Origin of the sequence: Streptomyces sp. NPDC044984, assembly GCF_040646935.1 — a bacterium.
Taxonomy (GTDB): domain Bacteria; phylum Actinomycetota; class Actinomycetes; order Streptomycetales; family Streptomycetaceae; genus Streptomyces.
Genome location: NZ_JBEZBE010000008.1, coordinates 242,807 through 262,187 on the forward strand (window position 1 = coordinate 242,807; position 19,381 = coordinate 262,187).

Consider the following 19,381-nt stretch of genomic DNA (forward strand, 5'->3'; position numbering starts at 1 on the left):
GGAACATCATGACGCGCGTGAAGCAGTACGCCGTAGCCGCCAGCGGACGGTGGACGGATCAGGAGGAGGGCCGCCGCCGGCTGCCCGCGGGCGAGGTGCACGCCTGGGAGCCGGGCCTGAACCAGACCGTTTGCGGGTTGTCCCTGAGTCGCTCGGAACTGGTCCGCTTTCCGCATGTGGTCTGGCAGGACGTCTTCCCCGAATCCGGAGGCGCGGCGGACCGCGTCCAGCGCGTGTGCCCCCGTTGTGCCTCTGTCGCAGGACGCCGCGGCAGCGACGCCCGTCCTCGGTGGCACCGCACGAACCCCCGACCGTGAGCGACCGGACAGGACGCCCCGTCCGCCAGCGGCACCGCACGGACAAGGGCCCGGGGCCGGACCGTCGTGACGCCCCCACCGGGCCGTGCCGATCGCGAGGGCCGCCGCCACCACGGCGACGACCCTCGCGATCATCAGCGATGTCCTCGTGCAGGCCTTGTCAGGCGCGGGTCCAGCGTTGGTTGTTGCCGTTCGAGCAGGAGTAGAGCTGGATCAGGGTGCCGTTGGCGGTGCCGCTTCCGACGGCGTCGAGGCAGAGGCCGGACTGGACGCCGACGATGGATCCGTCGGTGTTGAGGCGCCACTTCTGGTTGTCGCCGCCCCAGCAGCTGTAGATCTGGACCTTGGCGCCGTTGCCGGTGCCGGCGGCGTCCAGGCACTTGTCGCCGTAGACCCTGAGCTCACCGGCGTCGGTGTACGCCCACTGCTGGTTGCTGTTGCTGTGGCAGTCCCACAGCTGGAGCTGGGTGCCGTCGGTGGTGCTGGCGTTGGGCACGTCCAGGCAGCGGCCCGAACCGACGCCCTTGATCGTGTCGCCGTCCGCAGGGGGTTCCGAGGTGCCGCCGCCGTTGAGCGCGTTGAGGACGGCGGTGTACGCGGGCTTCTTGCTGCCGTCGTTGTTGAACAGCAGCGGCGTGTCCCCCGATCGCCAGGAGTCGCTGTCGCGCACGCCCCAGACGGTGACGCCGAGGCAGCGGGAGACGGCCAGGCAGTCGTTGACCACGTTGGCGTAGGTCGTGGACGAGGCGCCCTGGATGTCGAGTTCGGTGACGGCCACGTCGACGCCGAGGGCGGCGAAGTTCTGCAGGGTGGTGCGGAAGTTGCTGTTGTAGGGGCTGCCGCTGTTGAAGTGCGCCTGGAAGCCGACGCAGTCGATCGGCACGCCGCGCTGCTTGAAGTCCCGCACCATGTTGTACATGGCCTGGGTCTTGGCCCAGGTCCAGTTCTCGACGTTGTAGTCGTTGTAGCAGAGCTTGGCGGACGGGTCGGCGGCGCGCGCGGTGCGGAAGGCGACCTCGATCCAGTCGTTTCCGGTGCGCTGCAGGTTGGAATCGCGCCGGGCCCCCGAACTTCCGTCGGCGAAGGCCTCGTTCACGACATCCCACTGGGCGATCTTGCCCTTGTAGTGGGCCATCACGCCGTTGATGTGGCTGATCATCGCCTGGCGCAGCTGGCTGCCGCTGAGGCTCTGCATCCAGCCGGGCTGCTGGGAGTGCCAGGCCAGGGTGTGACCGCGCACCTCCTTGCCGTTCTGCACCGCCCAGTTGTAGACCCGGTCGGCGGCGCTGAAGTTGAACTGGCCCCGCTGCGGTTCGGTGGCGTCGATCTTCATCTCGTTCTCGGCCGTCACCGAGTTGAACTCACGGTTCGCGATCGACGCGTACGTCGAGTCGCCCAGCCTGCCCGAGGCGATGGCGACGCCGAAGTAGCGGCCGCTCTGCGCCGCCGCGGCGCCGAGCGTGCTCTCGGCGGCCTGAGCGGACGGTGGCGCGACCAGTGCGGCGACCACACCGAGGACGCCGGCGACCAGCGCCAGCAGCAGAACGCGGATCTTCCGCCGGACAACGGGTCTGGGAAGGGCGTACGAGCCCATTGCTGTGCCTCCAAAGTAGGGATGACGGGATCACCGGACACCGCGGTCATGGGACCCGGGAGGATCTCAACCGGCACGGACGGGCCCGGTCGGCCGCCGAGTGACGTACGCCGGGCGGCAACGGTCCTTCGGCACGGACACGGGGGCACTCCATCGCGGCTCAGCCGGGAGGCCGGCACGCGGCGTCGCACGCCTCTCCGGCTGCGCGGAGGGTCGGGACGCGTCGGTGCGAGCCTCACCGGGACGGAAAACGGGGTGGCGCAGGTGCTTTGGTGCGCGGATCCGTCGTGCAACTGTGCGCGGCTCTGCGGTGCGGCACAGTCTGCCCGGGACCAGCATGGTTCGAAATCTCGTCCTACGGTCGGTTTACCAGACAGGATGATTGAGGGCTTGACGGTGACTCGTCAACCCTTGCGGAGGAAAAGTTTCTACTTGCACTTCGAAACTTTCGACACCCGGTCAAGGTGGGTGAATCCCTGGACCGGCGAGCCATATCGCGAACCACCTGGGGTTTTCCGGTCGACGCACGGGCTCGCCGCGCCCGGAGGGAGGAAACGCTTGCGGATACATCGGCGGCAGACCTTGACCGGAGGGCCCCTCTTTCCTAGCTTGTGGCGTCACAGAACCGAGATCACCTCGAAACTTTCGTCCCCCGGGTCCCGGCGCGGTTGCCGCTCCGTGGTTCATCGGCGGGACCTCACCCCGCCCCCTCCCAAGGAGGCCCTCTGATGCGGTTACGCTCCCCATTCCCGGTCCACCCAAGACGCTTACTCGGCGTCCTCGCGCCCTTGCTGCTGCTGGCCACCTTCCTCGGTGCCCAGCCCGCCGAGGCCGCGACCGTCGACCCCAACGCCTCGTACGTGCTGGTCAACCGCAACAGCGGCAAGGCCCTGGACGTCTACAACCTGGCGACCGACGACGGCGCCCGCATCACCCAGTGGACCAGGAACGACCAGAGCCAGCAGCAGTGGCAGTTCGTCGATTCCGGAGACGGCTACTACCGCCTCAAGTCCCGCCACTCGGGCAAGGTGCTGGACGTCCACAACTGGTCCACCGCGAACGGCGGCTCGATCGTCCAGTGGACCGACCTGAACGCCACCAACCAGCAGTGGCGGCTGGCCGACAGCTCGGACGGCCACGTGAGGCTCATCTCGCGCCACAGCGGCAAGGCCCTCGAAGTACAGGGCGGCTCCACCGCCGACAACGCCAACATCGTCCAGTACGACGACTGGGGCGGCACCAACCAGCAGTGGCGGCTCGTCAAGGTCGGCGCCGACACCCCCGGCTCGTGCGAGCTCCCGTCGGCCTACCGCTGGACGTCGACGGGTGCGCTGGCGCAGCCCAAGCAGGGATGGGTCTCGCTCAAGGACTTCACCGTCGCCCCCTACAACGGCAGGCAACTCGTCTACGCGACCACGCACGACACGGGGACGAGGTGGGGTTCGATGAACTTCGGCCTGTTCACCAACTGGTCGGAGATGGCCTCGGCCGGCCAGAACGCGATGTCCAGCTCGACGGTCGCACCCACGCTCTTCTACTTCGCGCCGAAGAACATCTGGGTGCTCGCCTACCAGTGGGGCGGGACCGCCTTCTCCTACCGGACGTCGAGCGACCCCACCAACCCGAACGGCTGGTCGTCCGAGCAGGTGCTCTTCTCCGGAAGCATCTCCGGCTCCGGAACGGGACCCATCGACCAGACGCTCATCGGTGACGGCACGAACATGTACCTGTTCTTCGCCGGCGACAACGGCAAGATCTACCGGGCCAGTATGCCGATCGGGAACTTCCCGGGCAGCTTCGGCTCGACCTCGACAGTGGTCATGAGCGATACGACGAACAACCTGTTCGAAGCCCCGCAGGTCTACAAGCTGCAGGGCCAGAACCGCTACCTCATGATCGTCGAGGCCATCGGCTCGCAGGGCCGCTACTTCCGCTCGTTCACGGCCACCGGTCTGAACGGCTCCTGGACACCCCAGGCCGCGACCGAGAGCAATCCCTTCGCCGGCAAGGCCAACAGCGGCGCCACCTGGACCAACGACATCAGTCACGGCGAACTGATCCGCACCAGCCCCGATCAGACCATGACCGTCGATCCCTGCAACCTGCAGTTGCTCTACCAGGGACGCAGCCCCAACTCCGGCGGCGACTACGGCCTCCTGCCCTACCGTCCGGGTCTGCTGACCCTGCGGCGCTGACGGCACGACGGGACCGGCTCCGAGGGGAGGCGGTGCGGCGGGCTCGGCGGACGATCGCCTCGGACTGATGCCGACCGCGCGTTGACCCACCTGATGGGTCATCACATAAGCGCGGGCGGCCATGAAGCGATGGTCCGCCGGCCCGGCTGACACCGGCAAGGCCGACGGTGAGGTCGCGAGTGACGAAGGGGACGGCCCTGGAAGACGGACGCCGGGCCGGTTCGGCGTGTCAGGGCGTGGCCGCCGACGGGTCCGGCTGCTCCGCCCGCCGCTGCGGTGCCGTCCGTACGGCGAGCACCATGGTCAGACCGCCGCCGGGTGTGTCCTCGGCGTCGAGCGTGCCGCCGACGGCCTCGGCGAAGCCGTGCTCGCACCCTCGGCCGGGCCGTCGACCACCGCGACGGCCTGCACGCGGTCGCGGTCGGCATCGCCGCCGACCGGTCCCCCGCCGCCGGTCTGCCGGTGACCGTCGACGAGCCGGGCCTCGCACAGCCCGACGGCTAGGGCAGGTCGCCGGTCCTCGTGAGTTCCAGGCCGTTGAGGTGGGCCGTCTGGCCGGAGACCACGACGCCGAGCCGCCCGTCGTTCACCACGACGTCGGTGAAGGTGTGCTTGACCACGGAACGGCTGCCGGCGAGTCCGCCGCGGTCCTGGCCCTCGATGGAGAGGTTCGTCCGCGCCGAGCCGAGCAGATCGCCGACGTGGGCGGTGACCGCGTACACGCCGTCGGGAACGTCCGCGGAGAACTCGTACTGCCCGTCGAACAGGGCCACGAAGTCCCGTTGCAGGGCGTCCAGGGCGCTGCCGCGGTCGCGGCCGATCATGCCGGTGGTGTCGGTGAAGCCGTAGCCGCGTTCGGCGGTGTGGAGCGTCTCCGGGGTGACCTCGGTGAATCCCTCCTGGACCGGGCTGCCGGCCGGGCCGAAGTCGTATCGCCGGTCGGGCACCCGGGTGGTGATCCGCAGCTTGCGCGAGGGTGCCGACTCGCCCGCGCCGTTGACGGCGGTCACCCGCAGCTCGTACGCGGTTCCCTCCCGCAGACCGGACAGGTCGGCCAGGGGGACGGTGGAGGTCGTCGCCAGGGTGAACCCGGCGCCCTCGGTGTGCTTCTCCCTCTTGTGGATCCGGTAGATGTCGGCACCCCGGACCGCCTTCCAGGTCAGCCGTGTCCCCTCGTTGGTCACGGTCCGCGCCTTCAGGGCGGTCGGCTTCTTCGGGACCCCGGTGGGCGGGAGGGCGTTGACCACGTGCCGGGCCAGCGGCGTGTCCAGCCCGGAGACGTCCTGGGCGACCAGCCGGGCCATCTGGATCGCGCCGTACTCCTGGAAGTGGGTGTCGTCCGCCGTGCCGTTGGGGCGGTTCGGGTACACACCGGCCGGGACGTGCAGGAAGACGGACTTCGCCTCCTCCGGGCCGATCGTGTCGAGGTAGGCGCGGCTGGAGGCCGAGAGGTCGACCAGCGGTACGTGCTCCTCGGCGGCCACCTCCTTCGCCGCCTCGACGTACTCGGGGAAGGAGACGTTGAACTCGCCCGTCGTGCTGTTGTAGGAGCGTCGCGAGACGGGCGTGACGACGACCGGAACGGCGCCTCGTTCCCGCGCGCCGGCGATGTAGTCGGTGCGGAGGAACTCCTTGTAGTCCTCGGGAGAGGTGTAGCGCTCGGGGATGCCGACGGAGGCGTCGTTGTGGCCGAACTGGACGAAGAGGTAGTCGCCCGGCTCGATCTCGTTCAGGATCGCGTCGAGCCGTCCCTGCTCGACGAAGGTGCGTGAACTGCGGCCGCCGATGGCGTGGTTCTCCACCGTCACGTCGTCGGGCAGGTAGCGGTCGATCACCTGGCCCCAGCCCGCCTGGGGGACGTAGTACGGGTCGTAGCTCTGCACCGTGGAGTCACCGGCGAGGTAAACCGTGATTCCGTCGTCCGCCGCGGCCGAGGCGGGGGGCGCCAGGAGCCCGGCCGCCGCGCATGCCGCGGCGGCCAGCGCGGCGAGTGACGCCCTGCGTCGGGGCCGGCCGGGTGATCCGGCCGGCGCGGGAGTGGTTCGCTCCATCAGTGACTCCTTCGTGCTGAGGGTGGGGGGTACCCGAAGTGGCCGCCGGTCGACGCGGACGCGCCGCCTTCTTTGCCCGTCCGGCGGCCGGGAGTGCGGCCGCCGGACGGGCGTTCAGCCGTGTGTCACGACGCGTGGCGCGTGCTGGTCACCGGGTGTAGCGGATGGCCGGCCGGGCCGGCCGCTTCATGTCCTCGCCGATGAAGTAGCCGGTCCACGGCGGCTGGTTGTACGCCGTGTTCTGCCAGGCCACCCCGAGGCGGTACTGCGGATCGTGCATCAGGGTGCGCAGCCGCAGGTCCGTCTCGGCGGTCGTGGTGTAGAGCCGGAGCGCCGACTCGTCCTGGGCGCGGTAGACGACTTCCTCGCGCCAGTCGCCGTACAGGTCGGCCTGGAGTACGGGGTTTCCCTTGGTCCAGTTGTTGGTGTGGACGCCCTCGGGCTGGAAGACGGTGTTCTGGGTGCCGGTCTCCCCGTCCCACTTGGCGACGTACGGCCGGCCCGCCGGGTCGGTCGACTCGTCGAAGTCGTGGTCGAGGATCTCGCGCAGGGGGTCGCCGTCCCACCAGATCATGTGGTTGGCCGACGGGATGGACGTGCCGAGCAGCGTGCCGTCGGCCGCCCTCAGTTCGCCCTCGCGTGAGTTCCAGGCGCCGGTCGCGGTGACCGCCCAGGCCTCCGCGCCGGGGTGGGCGGGGTCGATGTCGCCGGCCGCCGCGCGTCCGATGTCCCTGGTCGCGGGCATGTCGTAGAGGATCTCGCCGGTGGCCGCGTCCCGGAACGTCGCCCCGCGGTTGCCGGAGGCCGCCATCGACTCGTGGGCGGCGAAGACCTCCTGGCCGGGGCGGCCCGGGTCGAAGTCGGAGACGTGCAGGGAGTCGCCGTGGCCCAGCTCGGTGTTGTACAGCGGTGATCCGTCGTCGTCCACGGTGAGCGAGCCGTAGACGATCTCGTCCTTCGCGTCGCCGTCCACGTCCGCGACCGCCAGGTTGTGGTTGCCCTGGCCCTTGTACTCGGCGCCCAGGTCGTCGGAGTCGAACGCCCAGCGCTGCTTGAGCTTCTCACCGTCGAAGTCGAAGGCGGTCAGGGTGGAGCGGGTGTAGTAGCCGCGGGCGAAGACGACCGAGGGGCGTTCGCCGTCCAGGTGGGCGACACCGGCCAGGAAGCGGTCGGCGCGGTTGCCGTAGCAGTCGCCCCAGGCACAGGTGTCACCCCGCCCCGGGACGTAGTCCACGGTGTCGACGGCCGCGCCGGTCCTCCCGTCGAAGACCGTCAGGTACTCGGGACCGGTCAGCACGTAGCCGCTGCTGTTGCGGTGGTCGGCCGCCGGGTCGCCGATCACGGTGCCAGTGCCGTCCACCGTGCCGTCGGCCGTCTTCACCGTCACCTCGGAGCGGCCGTCGCCGTCGAGGTCGTAGACCATCAGCTGGGTGTAGTGCGCCCCGGCGCGGATGTTGCGGCCGAGGTCGATGCGCCACAGCTGCTCGCCGTCCAGGGTGTAGGCGTCGAGGTAGACGTTGCCGGTGTAGCCGCTGCGGGAGTTGTCCTTGGAGTTGCTCGGGTCCCACTTCTGGACGATCTCGTACCGGCCGTCGCCGTCGAGGTCGCCGACGCTCGCGTCGTTGAGGTGGTAGGTGTACGACTCCCCGGTCGGGGTGACGCCGCCGGCGGGCCGGTTGACCGGGATCTCCCGGTACTGCCGGGACCAGACGCCGAACCTGTCGGTGCGCTCGGTGACCCGGCTGCCGCGCAGGACCTCGACCCGGTAGACCGAGTCGGCGGTGCCGCGCGGGTCGGTGAGGCTGGTCGCGCCGCGGACCGGGGTGCGGGTGATGCGGCGGCCGTCCCGGTAGACGTGGAAGGCGACGTCCTCCGGGTCCAGGCCGAGCATCCGCCAGCCGACGAAGACCCCGTCCTCGGTCCGCACGGCGACCGGCGCCCGGTCGAGGTTCTCCATCTGGCGCAGCGGGCGGTCGGGCCGGTGGTCGCCGGAGGCGGAGGCGGGACCGGTGAACGCGGTGGCGGCGAGGGACAGGACGGCGAGGCAGACGGCGACCGGCCGGAAGCGGGACGGCCGGTCGCGGTGACTGCGGCGCGTCTGGTGTGTCGAGTGCCGGGAACGGCGGATTCCCTGCCCATACGGGTGCTCCTTTGCTCGCAGGACGAGAGGCTCTACGGGATTGAATCGATTCATCGACCGGTCGTCCGAGTCTGGCAACGGCTGATCGACAGGGTCAACACCCGAGTCAGTGCGGTTACTTGCGAAACATTGCGAGCGGTCCCCCGGAGCCGGACGTCGCGGTACGGCCGTGTCCGATGGCGTCCGGTCACCCGGCCGCGGCCGTGCTCCGCGCCCGTCCGCCGTGCGGCGGCGGTGCGCGCCCGCTCACGGCGCCGTGCGGAACGTGTGCGCGCCGCCGATGACGGTGCGCACGGTGCCGCCGGGAAGTCGGGAAGGACCACGTCGGCCTCGGCTCCACCACGGGAGCACCCTCGCAGTTCCTGGACCGACGCGCCCCACAGCGCACGTTCCTCCTCCCCGGCTCGGTCGACCGGCACTCGGTCGAGCACGGTGGGGCTCCGGATTCGCGATCACCAGCCGGAGAGCGCGGCGGCGACGCACCCGGAGCACCCGGCCGGGCCGGTTCTCGGGGGACGCGGGGCCGTGCCGGGGTCCGGCGGGGCCGTGCCGGACGTCATCCGGCCGTTCGTGCGTTCCAGTGGTGGCCGATCGTCTTGACCAGGTTCGGCGTCACGAAGATGCGCCGGAAGGGGAGGATCAGGGGCATGTAGACCTTCCCCAGCAGGCCCTTCTTCTTGACCAGTACGGCCATCTGCGCGTGGTGCCCGCCGTTCCCGTCGTCCACCCAGCCGATGTGCATCACCGCGTGCACCGTCTTGTTGACGACCTCGGTCGCCCATTCGTCGGAGGTCTGGTAGACCGACTTCATCGGCACCGTCCTCAGGTCCGGGCCGCGCGGGCCCTCACGCAGGTCGTCCGGCAGCCGGTCGCGCAGGGAGGGATTGCGCGGGCCGACGCCGTGTTCCGCTTCGTCCCACTTGAGGATGGCTCCGAGTCTCCAGCGGATCGCGAACAGCAGCTTGTACATCCGCGACGGATTGAACTCGGAGCCGTCGCCGCTGAACTGCTTGACCAGGAGGGCCAGATCGTCGGGTCCTCCCGGGGTGTCCAGGTCCCATACGTCCTCGACCTCGAAGTCCTTGATGAACTCGTGGATCCTCCACGGCCGTTCGGTGAACGCCGTGTTCGGCAGCCTCATTCGGTCTCCATGTCTCGTGGAACGGTCCCGCACCGGCGCGTGGCACCGCCCGCAGGCGCATGCGACGGCACCAACCTATCCAGGGGGTGTCCGCCGGCTGCGGGGGAGTCGCCCGCCGGCCCCCGCAGCCGGTGTCCTGCCGCGCGACAGGCCCGCCTCAGGCCGCGGCCGTCCCGGCTTTCACCCTGCGCGGGCGGAACACCATGCGGGCACCGTTCCTCGGAATGTTGACGACCGTGCGGCTGTGCGCGGACTCCGGCTCGGCGTCGGCGCGTTCGACGTCGCACGTCGCACGTCGTCAGGATCTCGGTCAGGGTGGCCTTCAGCTCCACGAGCGCGATGCGGTCGCCGGGGCAGCGGGTGTGGCCGCCGCCGAACGGGATCCACGTGGAGGAAGTCGACACGGCCGACGAGCCGCTCCGCACCCCGGCCGGGCATCCGGCTTCCGTCCCGGGACACCGGTGCGCAGGGGCCGTTCGTCGTCACGTGCGCGCCTCGCCGAGTCGTACGGGCCGGCGCCTGCGCAGCGACAGCGTGCACGCGCCGGCGATCCGGCCGGCCTCGACGGAGCACAGCGGCGGCCGGTCCTCCAGGGCCACGGCGGTGCCGTCCTTCGTGCCGTGCGGTTCCAGGCGTACGGCGTGGCCGTGGGCGTCGGCCGCGCAGGGCCCCACGCACAGGGCTGAAGCCCATGACCGCCGGTCACCGAACGGGGCACGGCCCGCGCGGGTGGCTGCGGCGAAAGCGCGTGCCTCCACCCCCTCCCCGGGCAATCAACTGCTTCTGCTCGCGGGGAAGTTGAGGCGCGTACAAAAGCCGGGGGTGGCGACTTCGGGCGCCTCCGCGCCTCCGTCGCGTCCGGAGTATTGACGCCCGATGAAACAAGTCAATAGTTTCAGTATCTTCGACTCACCGGGGTGCTGCCCATGGAACCCGGCGCAGTAGGCGGCATCGCCCTCCCGACCCGGGCGTCAGCGCTCCGCGCATCCGCCCGGGCTCCGACGGCGTACCCGCCGGCCAGGTACGGGGCGACGCGGAGACCGTCCACCTCTGCCGCATGGCCACCCGCACCGTGAGCCGATGGCCGCGATTCGGACAGGAGGGAATCACCCATGGACCGCTACCGCCGGCTCCGCCTCATCCGGCAGATGGACCCGCAGCGGGACTTCGAGCAGATCTACCGGTGGATCACCCACTACGAGTTCCCCCGCGACTATCTCCACGGGACGTCGACCGCGTTCCTGCGCGACTACGGCGTCCCGCGCGTCTCCCGGCTCCTGGACCGCACCCAGGAGTTCGAACGTGCCGGTCAGAAGCGGTACGACGACACGGTGCTGCTCATGTACGAGATGGTCCGCGAGGGGACGGACTCGGAGCACGGCCGGGCGGCCGCCCGGCACCTGAACCGCATCCACGGCCGTTACCGGATCCCCAACGAGGACTTCCTCTACGTCCTGGCCACCACGGTGGTGGGGCCGAAGCGGTGGATCGACCGGTTCGGCTGGCGGCGCCTGTCCGAGCAGGAGGCCGAGAGCCTGGCGCTGGTGGGCCGGCGGATGGGCGAGATGATGGGCATCTCCGGCGTACCCGGCACCTACGCCGCGTTCGAGCGGCTCCACGACGACTACGAGCGGGAGATGTTCGCCTACGACCCCGCCAACCGCAGGGTCGCGGCGGCCACCTTGCGGATCATGGCCTCCTGGTACCCGGCCCCGGCGCGGCGGCTGGCCTCCCGGGTCGTGCTCGCCGTCCTGGACGAGCCGCTGCTGGAGGCGCTCGGCTTCCGCCCGCAGCCGCGCCTGCTGCGGGCCGCCGTCCACCGCGCGTTCCGCGTCCGGGCCGCGCTGATCCGCCTGCTGCCCGGGCGGCCCGAGTGGCTCCCGCGCAGGCCCGAGGCGCGCACCTACCCCTTCGGCTGGACCCTGGACGACCTGGGTCCGCACTGGGCGCACTCCCGTCCGCCTGCGCCGCTCCAGGACGGGACGCCGCCGGAAGGGGCCTCCGGTCCGGCGCAGTCGCCCGTCCCCGATGCTCCCCGTCAGGAGGCCCCATGACCGACACCACCCCCGCCGCCGCACCACGCGCCGCGACCTTCACCACGTACTCCCCCGCGACCGGCAAGCCGATCGCCGAACACCCGGTGCACGGGCCGGAGGAGGTCTCCCGCGCCGTGGCCCGGGCGCGGACCGTCCAGGCCGGCTGGGCGGCGCTGTCCGCGTCCCGGCGCCGTGACCATCTGCTGCGGTGGAAGAAGGCCCTCGCCACCGACTTGGACTCCGTGGCCCGCACCGTCGCCGAGGAGACCGGCAAGCCGGCCGGTGACGCCGCGCTGGAGGTCGTGCTCACGCTGGAGCACCTGGGCTGGGCCGCCCGCAACGCCGGGCGCGTGCTGCGCCGGCGGAGGGTGGGCACCGGACTGTTCACCGTCCACCAGCGGGCCTCGCTGGTGCACCGGCCGCTGGGCGTGGTCGGCGTGATCGGCCCCTGGAACTACCCCCTCTACACCCCGATGGGCTCCATCGGTTACGCCCTGGCCGCGGGGAACGCCGTGGTCTTCAAGCCGTCCGAGCTGACCCCGGGCACCGGGGTCCTGCTGGCCGGGCTCTTCGACGCCGCCGTGCCCGGGCACGCCGGGCTGCTCACCACCGTCACCGGCGCGGCGTCCAGCGGGGACGCCCTGGCCCGGTCCGGGGTCGACAAGCTGGCGTTCACCGGTTCGCCGGGGACGGCCCGCGAGGTGATGGCGGTGTGCGCCGGGACGCTGACGCCGTTCCTCGCCGAGTGCGGCGGGAAGGACGCGGTGATCGTCACCGCGGACGCGGACCTGGACGCGGCCGCCGACGCGATCGTGTGGGGCGCGATGGGCAACGCGGGGCAGACCTGCGCCGGCGTGGAGCGCGTCTACGCGGTGCGCGGGATCCACGCGGAGCTGTGCGAACGGGTGGTCGAGCGGGCGGCGGCGCTGCGCCCCGGTGCCGGGGCGGACGCCCCCTACGGCCCGATGACGCTGCCGGACCAGGTCGCCGTCGTCGAACGGCACGTGAGCGGTGCGGTCTCGGCGGGTGCGCGGGCCCTGCTGGGCGGGCCCGGGTCGGTGCGCGCTCCCTATGTCGCGCCGGTCGTGCTGACCGGCGTACCGGAGGACGCGGCGGCGATGACGGAGGAGACCTTCGGGCCGGTCGTGGCGATCAATCCGGTGGCCGACGTGGACGAGGCGGTGGAGCGGGCCAACGCCTCGCGCTACGCCCTGGGGGCCGCGGTGTTCTGCCGCGACGGGCGCGCCGGCGCGGCGATCGCGGCGCGGCTGCGCGCGGGGGCGGTGTCGGTGAACTCGGTGCTGGGTTTCGCGGCGGTGCCGGCGCTGCCGTTCGGCGGTTCGCAGGACTCCGGCTTCGGGCGGATCCACGGCGCGGAAGGGCTGCGTGCCTTCACCTCCGTGCAGTCGGTGACGGTGCAGCGGTTCACCCCGCCGATCGCGCTGACCTCCTTCGCGGTTCCGGCCGCCACGCGGGAGCGCGCGGTGCGGCTGGCCCGGGCGCTGCACCGGCGCCGCTGAACGGCCGGGCGGCGCCCCGCCGGACGGTCCGGCCGGTCAGGCGTCCAGCAGCGGGGCCAGGTAGCGGCGGGCGAAGGCCCGGGCCTGGTCCTCGTCCTCCATCTCGATGCAGCTGGCGGGGTTGAGCAGGAAGGACACGGCGACCCGCACCATGAGCTCGGCGACCGGACGCGGGTCCTCCTCGGGGCGGCCCTCGACCTGTTGCGCGCGGCGCAGATGGGCCGTCAGGTACTCGACGGTGGCGGAGAGCGAGGAGCTGCCCTGCACGGTCAGGTAGGGCAGCACCACCTCGGGTTCGAGGCGCAGCAGGCCGCCGAAGAGCGGATGGGCGCGGGTGTGGCGCAGGGCGACCACGAAGCCCTCGACGACCCGCTCCTTCATGGTCGGCAGCGCCGCGACCGCCGAGTCCAGCCGCTGGAAGAACCGGGCGAGCTCGCGCAGCAGGGTGTCCTCGACCAGCTTGTCCTTGGTCTGGAAGCGCCGGTAGACGGTGACCCGGGAGACGCCGGCCCGTTTGGCGACGTCGTCCACGGAGGAGCGGCGCAGCCCCAGCAGGGTGAACTGCTCCAGTGCCGCGTCGAGGATCCGCCGCGCCGTGTCGTCCTCCGGCTCCGGCCGGTCGAGGGCCCGGGCGAGCCACGAGTCGTTCGTGTCAGTTCTCATGGTGCGTCTCACGATACCGGCGAACGACTCCCCGTGAGACATTGAAACAACTATCATGTTTTTGTAACTCACCTGCCGGCCCGCACCCGACCGAGCCGCCGACCGGCACCCGGATCCCGGAGGACCTGATGGGCAGTCGACTCACCGAGGAACAGGCCGCTTTCGCCGCGGCCGTGCGCGACTTCGCCAAGCGCGAGTGCGGTACCCGAGAGCAGCGCGACGCGCTGACGGAGGGCGGCCGCGAGGCCCACCACCCCGAGCTGTACGGGCGGCTCGCCGAACTGGGCTGGCTCGGGGTGTGCGTGCCCGAGGAGTACGGAGGCTCCGGCGGCGGGCTGGCCGACACCTGTCTCTTCCTGGAGGAGACCTCGTACGGGATGGTCCCGTGCGGAGGCTTCGTCACCACCGTCATCACGGCGAAGGCGTACGAGCGGTTCGGCACCGAGCGGCAGCGGCGCGAGGTGCTGGCCGGGGTGGTGCGCGGCGACGTCCTGTCCATCGCCATGTCGGAGCCGGAGGCCGGGTCGGACGTCGGCGCGCTGCGCTGCCGGGCCCGGCGGGAGCGGGACGGCACCTGGGTGATCGACGGGCAGAAGACCTGGATCTCCAACGCGCACTGCGCGAAGAGCATTCTGCTGGTGGCCCGCACCGGCGAGGACAAGCACGGCGGTCTGACCATGTTCCACCTGCCCGCCGACACCCCGGGGGTGGAGGTACGGGGCATCGGGACCATGCGCGGCCGGGAGGTCAACGACGTCTTCCTCACCGGCGTGCGGCTGCCCGCGGACGCCGTCGTCGGCCAGGTGGACGACGGCTGGCGGCAGTTGATGGCCGGCCTCAACCACGAGCGGCTCTTCCTGGCCGCGAACATGCTGGGCCTGGCGCGCCGCGCCTTCGACGACGCCGTCTCCTACGTCCGCGAACGCGAGCAGTTCGGGCGGCCCGTCGGTTCCTTCCAGGCGCTGCGGCACCGGGTCGCCGACCTCGCCACCGAGATCGAGTGCACCCGGCTGCTGGTGCGCGAGGTGGCCCTGGACTGCGACGCTCAGCCGGACAGGCTGTTCCCGCGCGAGGCGTCCATGGCCAAGCTGAAGGCCACCGAGATCGCCAAGCGGACCGCCCTGGAAGGCATGCAGATGATGGGCGGCTACGGCTACACCACGGAGTTCGACATGGAGCGCCATCTGCGGGCCGCGGTCGTCTCCACGGTCTACGGCGGCACCAGCGAGATCCAGCGGGACGTCATCGGCAAGACCTACGGTCTCTGAGACGGCCTCGGCACGGCGGCGGCCCCTCCCCCGCCCGGGGAGGGGCCGCCGCCGTGCCGTACGCGGGAGGTGCTGCGAGGGCGCGGAAGGAACGCGGCCCGGGTCACCCCTGGTAGAGCCCGGACAACGCGTCGGCGTACTTGTCCCGGATGACCCGGCGCCGCATCTTCAGCGACGGCGTCAGCTCGCCGGTCGCCGGACCCCACTCCTCGGCCAGCAGCTCGTACCGCTTGACCTGCTCGGTGCGGTTGAGCCGGGTGTTGGCGGCGGCCACCGCGCGGTCCACCTCCGCCCGGACGGCGGGGTGCCGCGCCAGCCCGGCCGTTCCCCCCTCCGCCTCGACGCCGTGGGCCGCGGCCCAGGCGGGGGCGGCCTCCGCGTCGAGCACCAGCAGGGCGACCAGGTAGGAGCGGTTGTCGCCGTGCACCATCGCCTGGCCGATCAGCGGGTGTTCCTTGAGCGCGTTCTCCACCAGGGCCGGGGAGACGTTCTTGCCGGTGGAGGTGATGATCATCTCCTTCTTCCGGTCGGTGAGCCAGAGGTAGCCGTCCTCGTCGATCCGGCCGATGTCGCCGGTGGCCAGCCAGCCGTCGGCGTCCAGGGCGGACCGCACCGAGCCGTCCGGCTGGAGGTAGCCGGAGAAGACGGACGTGCCCCGCACCAGGATCTCGCCGTCCTCGGCGACGCGGATCTCCACGGACTCCACCGGACGCCCCACCGAGCCGAGCCGGAAGCCCGTCCTCGGGCTGTTGCTGGTGGCCACGCCGGTGGTCTCGGTGAGCCCCCAGGCGTCCATGATGACGATGCCGAAACCGGCCCAGAACCTCACCACGTCGACCGACATCGGCGCCGACGCGCTGGCCGACCAGGTCACCCGGTCCAGACCGCCCGCGGCCAGCAGGGGCAGCAGCACCTCCTCGCGGGCACGGACGTAGCGTTCCTCGAGCTCGGCGGGCGGCGTCTCGCCCCGCTCGCGGTACCCGACGTGCTCGCGGGCGACCTCGAAGGCCCGGTCGATGACCGTCCGCTGCTCGGCCGGCATCAGCGACAGGACGGCCCGCACGGCGGCGGCGAGCTTCTCCCAGATCCTCGGCACCCCGAAGAACTGTGCGGGGCGCACCTTGCGCACCACTGCGCCGACGCGCGTCGGGTCGGCGCAGAGATACACGTGCGAGGCCCGGTGGCAGGGCAGGTAGATGCCCAGCATCCGCTCGGCGATGTGCGCGAACGGCAGGTAGCAGATGTGCTCGACGTGCGGGGGCAGCTCCACCACGGCGTCCAGCGCCAGGGCGTTGGACATCACCGCGCGGTGGGTGAGGACGACGCCCTTGGGCTCGCCGGTGGTGCCGGAGGTGTAGACGACGGTCAGCGGGTCCTCGGGGCGGGCGGTGTCCAGTTCCTCGGCGAACCGCTCCGGCACCGGCTCGCGGAGCAGGGCGGCGTACGGGACGTGGCCCTCCTCCGCGCCCGCCCCGGCCACCACCAGCCGCTCCAGCGGGGTGCCGGCGTCGGCCAGCAGCGGCTCCCACACGGCGACCTGCGCCGCCCCCTCGACGACGGCGAGGCGGGCCCGGCAGTTGCGGGCGATGTGGGTGATCTGCTCGGGGGCGGCGGTGCCGTAGACGCTGACCGGGACCGCGCCGAGGCGGACCAGCGCCAGGTCCGACAGCCAGTGCTCGGGCCGGTTGGACATCATCAGCAGCACGTGGTCCCCGCGGCGGACGCCGAGGGCCCGGTAGCCGGCGGCCAGGCTCCGGGTGTGCTCGTGGATCTCCGCCCAGCTGAACGTCGTCCACTCGCCGTCACCGTCCGGGTCCGCCGACTGCCAGGAGAGACCGGGGAGTCGCGGGTACTCGTGGGCGTTCCGGGCCAGCAGCTGCGGCAGGGTCCGGTCGGCCGCGGCGTCGGGCAGGTCACCGGTGGTGCGGGCGTCCGAGGTCATCGGGGCCTCCTTGCGGGTCGGTGGGGAACGTCTGGGGAGACCGGGACGGGAAAACCCCTGCGGGCGTGCCCGGTGGCGCCGGGGAGGGAGGCGGGGGCGGGCCCCGGGAACGGATCAGGAGTCGGTGAAGGTCTCGCCCCGCTCGGCCTTGCGCAGCAGCAGCTCGGGCGGGGCGAAGCGCTCGCCGTGCTTCCCGGCCAGCTCACGCGCGCGGGCCACGAAGCCGGGCAGCCCGCCCTCGTAGGCGTTGACGTACTGCAGCACCCCGCCCGTCCACGGCGGGAAGCCGATGCCGAGCAGCGAGCCGATGTTGGCGTCCGCCACCGAGACCAGCACGCCCTCCTCCAGGCAGCGCACCGAGTCGAGCGCCTCGACGAAGAGCATCCGCTCCATCAGCTCGGTCAGGTCGGCGGGTTGCTTCGCCGGATCGGTGAAGTGCTCGCGCAGTCCCGGCCAGAGCCCGGCACGCCTGCCGTCGGCGTAGTCGTAGAAGCCCGCGCCGCCCGACCGCCCGGGGCGGCCGAACTCGTCGATCATGCGGTCCACCACCGCGTCCGCCGGGTGCGGCGCCGGGACGCCGCCCGACGCCTCGATCGCGCGGCGGGTCTCCTCGCGGATCCTGCGCGGCAGGGTGAGGGTCAGCTCGTCCATCAGGGAGAGCACCTTGGCCGGGTAGCCGGCCTGCGCGGCGGCCTGCTCGACGGAGGCCGGTTCGATGCCCTCCCCGACCATGGCGACGCCCTCGTCGAGGAAGCGGCCGATGACACGGGAGGTGAAGAAGCCGCGCGAGTCGTTGACCACGATCGGCGTCTTGTGGATCTGCCGCACCAGGTCGAAGGCGCGTGCGAGCGCCTCGTCCCCCGTCTTCTCGCCCTTGACGATCTCCACCAGCGGCATCCTGTCGACCGGTGAGAAGAAGTGCAGGCCGATGAAGTCCCGCGGCCGCTGCACCCCCTTGGCGAGGACGGTGATGGGCAGGGTGGAGGTGTTGGAGCACAGCAGCGCGTCCGGGGCGACGACGTCCTGGATCTCCTGGAACACCCTGTGCTTGAGGCCGGTGTCCTCGAAGACCGCCTCGATCACCGCGTCGCAGCCGGCCAGGTCCCGGACGTCGGCGGTCGGGGTGATGCGGGCCAGCAGGGCGTCGGCCTTCTCCCGCGTGGTGCGGCCGCGGGAGACGGCCTTGGCGCACAGCTTCTCCGAGTAGCCCTTGCCCTTGGCCGCCGCCTCCGCCGACACGTCCTTCAGCACGACGTCGATCCCCGCCAGCGCGCAGGAGTGGGCGATGCCCGCGCCCATCATGCCCGCGCCGAGCACGGCCACCCTGGTCACCCCGCGCGGCTCGACGCCCCGGGGACGGCCGGCGCCGGAGTTCACGGCCCCCAGGTCGAAGAAGTACGCCTGGATCATGTTCTTGGTGATCTGCCCGGTGACCAGTTCCGTCAGGTACCCGGCCTCCACCGCGAAGGCCGTGTCCACGTCGACCTGGGAGCTCTCCACGGCCGCCGCGAGGATGTTGCGCGGCGCCGGGCAGGGGGCGCCGCCCGTCTTCTTCCTCAGCATCGCGGGGAGGGCGGGGAGTCGGGCGGCGAGCTCCGGGGTCGAGGGGGTGCCGCCGGGGACGCGGTACCCGGGGGCGTCCCAGGGCTGCGCGGACTCGGGGTGGGCGTCGACGAACGCCCGCGCCTTGGCGAGGAGTTCTTCCTGGTCGGCGGCTATCTCGTCGACCAGGCCGGCCTCCAGGGCGCGCGCCGGTCCGTACCGGGTGCCCTCCAGGAGGACCTTCCGCAGGGCGTCCACCACCCCGAACATGCGGACCGTACGGGTCACTCCGCCGCCGCCGGGCAGCAGGCCCAGAGTGACTTCGGGAAGCCCGACGCGGGCGGCCGGGCGGTCCAGCACCACGCGGTGGTGACAGGCCAGGGCGATCTCGTAACCGCCGCCCAGCGCCGCGCCGTCGATCGCGGCGACGACCGGCTTGCCCAGCGTCTCCAGGACACGCAGCGAGCGCTTGACGCGCATCCCGGCCTCGAAGGAGGCGCCGGCGGTCGCGGGGGTGACGGAGATCAGGTCGCGCAGGTCGCCGCCGGCGAAGAAGCTCTTCTTGGCGGAGGTGACGATGACGCCCCGGATGGTGTCGCGGCGTTCCGCGAGCCGTGCCGCGACGGCGTCCAGCGAGTCGATGAACGCGGCGTTCATGGTGTTGACGGACTGGTCCGGGTCGTCGAGGACGAGGGTGACGACGTGGTCGTCGGACTCTTCCCAGCGGATGGTGGTGGACTCGGTGCTCATGAGGGTGTGCTCCTGGTGATCCGTCGGGAGGGGTCAGACGCGTTCGACGACCGTGGCGATGCCCATGCCGCCGCCCACGCACAGGGTCGCCAGCCCGTACCGCAGGTCGCGGCGGACCAGTTCGTCCACGAGGGTGCCGAGGATCATCGCGCCGGTGGCGCCGAGGGGATGCCCCAGGGCGATGGCGCCGCCGTTGACGTTGACCTTGTCCAGGGACAGGCC

The 19,381-nt window shown here is 71.8% G+C and carries 14 protein-coding genes and 2 pseudogenes; 5 read left to right on the forward strand and 11 right to left on the reverse strand.

All coding sequences use genetic code 11. The features are described 5' to 3' along the window. Positions 1-8: 8 nt before the first annotated feature. Positions 9-317: a hypothetical protein gene (locus AB0A94_RS11990; protein ID WP_361742609.1), complete on the forward strand. Its 309-nt coding sequence runs from the start codon at positions 9-11 to the stop codon at positions 315-317. Between the two features lie 160 nt (positions 318-477). Here AB0A94_RS11990 and AB0A94_RS11995 read toward each other — a convergent pair whose 3' ends face one another. After that, complete coding sequence (locus AB0A94_RS11995; protein ID WP_361742612.1) at positions 478-1,911, reverse strand: endo-1,4-beta-xylanase; 1,434 nt, start codon at positions 1,909-1,911, stop codon at positions 478-480. A gap of 728 nt (positions 1,912-2,639) precedes the next feature. Here AB0A94_RS11995 and AB0A94_RS12000 point away from each other — a divergent pair. Continuing rightward, entirely contained in the window at positions 2,640-4,106 is a 1,467-nt protein-coding gene (locus tag AB0A94_RS12000) for a non-reducing end alpha-L-arabinofuranosidase family hydrolase (protein ID WP_361742615.1), read from the forward strand. 229 nt (positions 4,107-4,335) lie between these two features. On the opposite strand, the pseudogene AB0A94_RS12005 reads toward AB0A94_RS12000, so the two are convergent. From AB0A94_RS12005 to AB0A94_RS12030, 6 genes and pseudogenes are all read right to left on the reverse strand, one after another. Continuing rightward, positions 4,336-4,470: pseudogene (locus tag AB0A94_RS12005) on the reverse strand (sensor protein KdpD); the annotation flags it as partial. 136 nt (positions 4,471-4,606) lie between these two features. After that, positions 4,607-6,157, reverse strand: a complete 1,551-nt coding sequence (locus AB0A94_RS12010; RefSeq protein WP_361742618.1) for a GDSL-type esterase/lipase family protein — start codon at positions 6,155-6,157, stop codon at positions 4,607-4,609. A gap of 148 nt (positions 6,158-6,305) precedes the next feature. Next, a complete protein-coding gene (locus AB0A94_RS12015; protein ID WP_361742621.1) occupies positions 6,306-8,351 on the reverse strand; it encodes a rhamnogalacturonan lyase in 2,046 nt (681 codons plus the stop codon). A gap of 502 nt (positions 8,352-8,853) precedes the next feature. After that, entirely contained in the window at positions 8,854-9,438 is a 585-nt protein-coding gene (locus AB0A94_RS12020) for a DUF2867 domain-containing protein (RefSeq protein ID WP_361742623.1), read from the reverse strand. Next, complete coding sequence (locus AB0A94_RS12025; RefSeq protein ID WP_361742626.1) at positions 9,435-9,863, reverse strand: cytochrome P450; 429 nt, start codon at positions 9,861-9,863, stop codon at positions 9,435-9,437. Before AB0A94_RS12025 ends, AB0A94_RS12020 begins: the two co-directional genes overlap by 4 nt. Before the next feature lie 57 nt (positions 9,864-9,920). Then, a complete protein-coding gene (locus AB0A94_RS12030) occupies positions 9,921-10,112 on the reverse strand; it encodes a hypothetical protein (protein ID WP_361742629.1) in 192 nt (63 codons plus the stop codon). Between the two features lie 438 nt (positions 10,113-10,550). Here AB0A94_RS12030 and AB0A94_RS12035 point away from each other — a divergent pair, with 438 nt between their 5' ends. Continuing rightward, complete coding sequence (locus AB0A94_RS12035) at positions 10,551-11,492, forward strand: oxygenase MpaB family protein (RefSeq protein ID WP_361742632.1); 942 nt, start codon at positions 10,551-10,553, stop codon at positions 11,490-11,492. Further along, complete coding sequence (locus tag AB0A94_RS12040) at positions 11,489-12,994, forward strand: aldehyde dehydrogenase family protein (protein WP_361742635.1); 1,506 nt, start codon at positions 11,489-11,491, stop codon at positions 12,992-12,994. The genes AB0A94_RS12035 and AB0A94_RS12040 overlap by 4 nt, the downstream gene beginning before the upstream one ends. Before the next feature lie 36 nt (positions 12,995-13,030). On the opposite strand, the gene AB0A94_RS12045 is transcribed toward AB0A94_RS12040, so the two are convergent. Next, on the reverse strand, positions 13,031-13,657 hold the full coding sequence (locus AB0A94_RS12045) for a TetR/AcrR family transcriptional regulator (protein WP_361742638.1): 627 nt from the start codon (positions 13,655-13,657) through the stop codon (positions 13,031-13,033). A 128-nt stretch (positions 13,658-13,785) separates the two neighbouring features. Here AB0A94_RS12045 and AB0A94_RS12050 point away from each other — a divergent pair, with 128 nt between their 5' ends. Continuing rightward, entirely contained in the window at positions 13,786-14,925 is a 1,140-nt protein-coding gene (locus AB0A94_RS12050) for an acyl-CoA dehydrogenase family protein (RefSeq protein ID WP_361742641.1), read from the forward strand. A 103-nt stretch (positions 14,926-15,028) separates the two neighbouring features. Here the strand turns inward: AB0A94_RS12050 and AB0A94_RS12055 are convergent, their stop codons facing one another. From AB0A94_RS12055 to AB0A94_RS12065, 3 genes and pseudogenes are all read right to left on the reverse strand, one after another. Next, positions 15,029-16,867: an AMP-dependent synthetase/ligase gene (locus AB0A94_RS12055; RefSeq protein ID WP_361742644.1), complete on the reverse strand. Its 1,839-nt coding sequence runs from the start codon at positions 16,865-16,867 to the stop codon at positions 15,029-15,031. Positions 16,868-16,981: 114 nt separating this feature from the next. Further along, complete coding sequence (locus AB0A94_RS12060) at positions 16,982-19,159, reverse strand: 3-hydroxyacyl-CoA dehydrogenase NAD-binding domain-containing protein (protein WP_361742646.1); 2,178 nt, start codon at positions 19,157-19,159, stop codon at positions 16,982-16,984. A 33-nt stretch (positions 19,160-19,192) separates the two neighbouring features. Continuing rightward, a pseudogene (locus AB0A94_RS12065) lies at positions 19,193-19,381 on the reverse strand (acetyl-CoA C-acyltransferase); the annotation flags it as partial.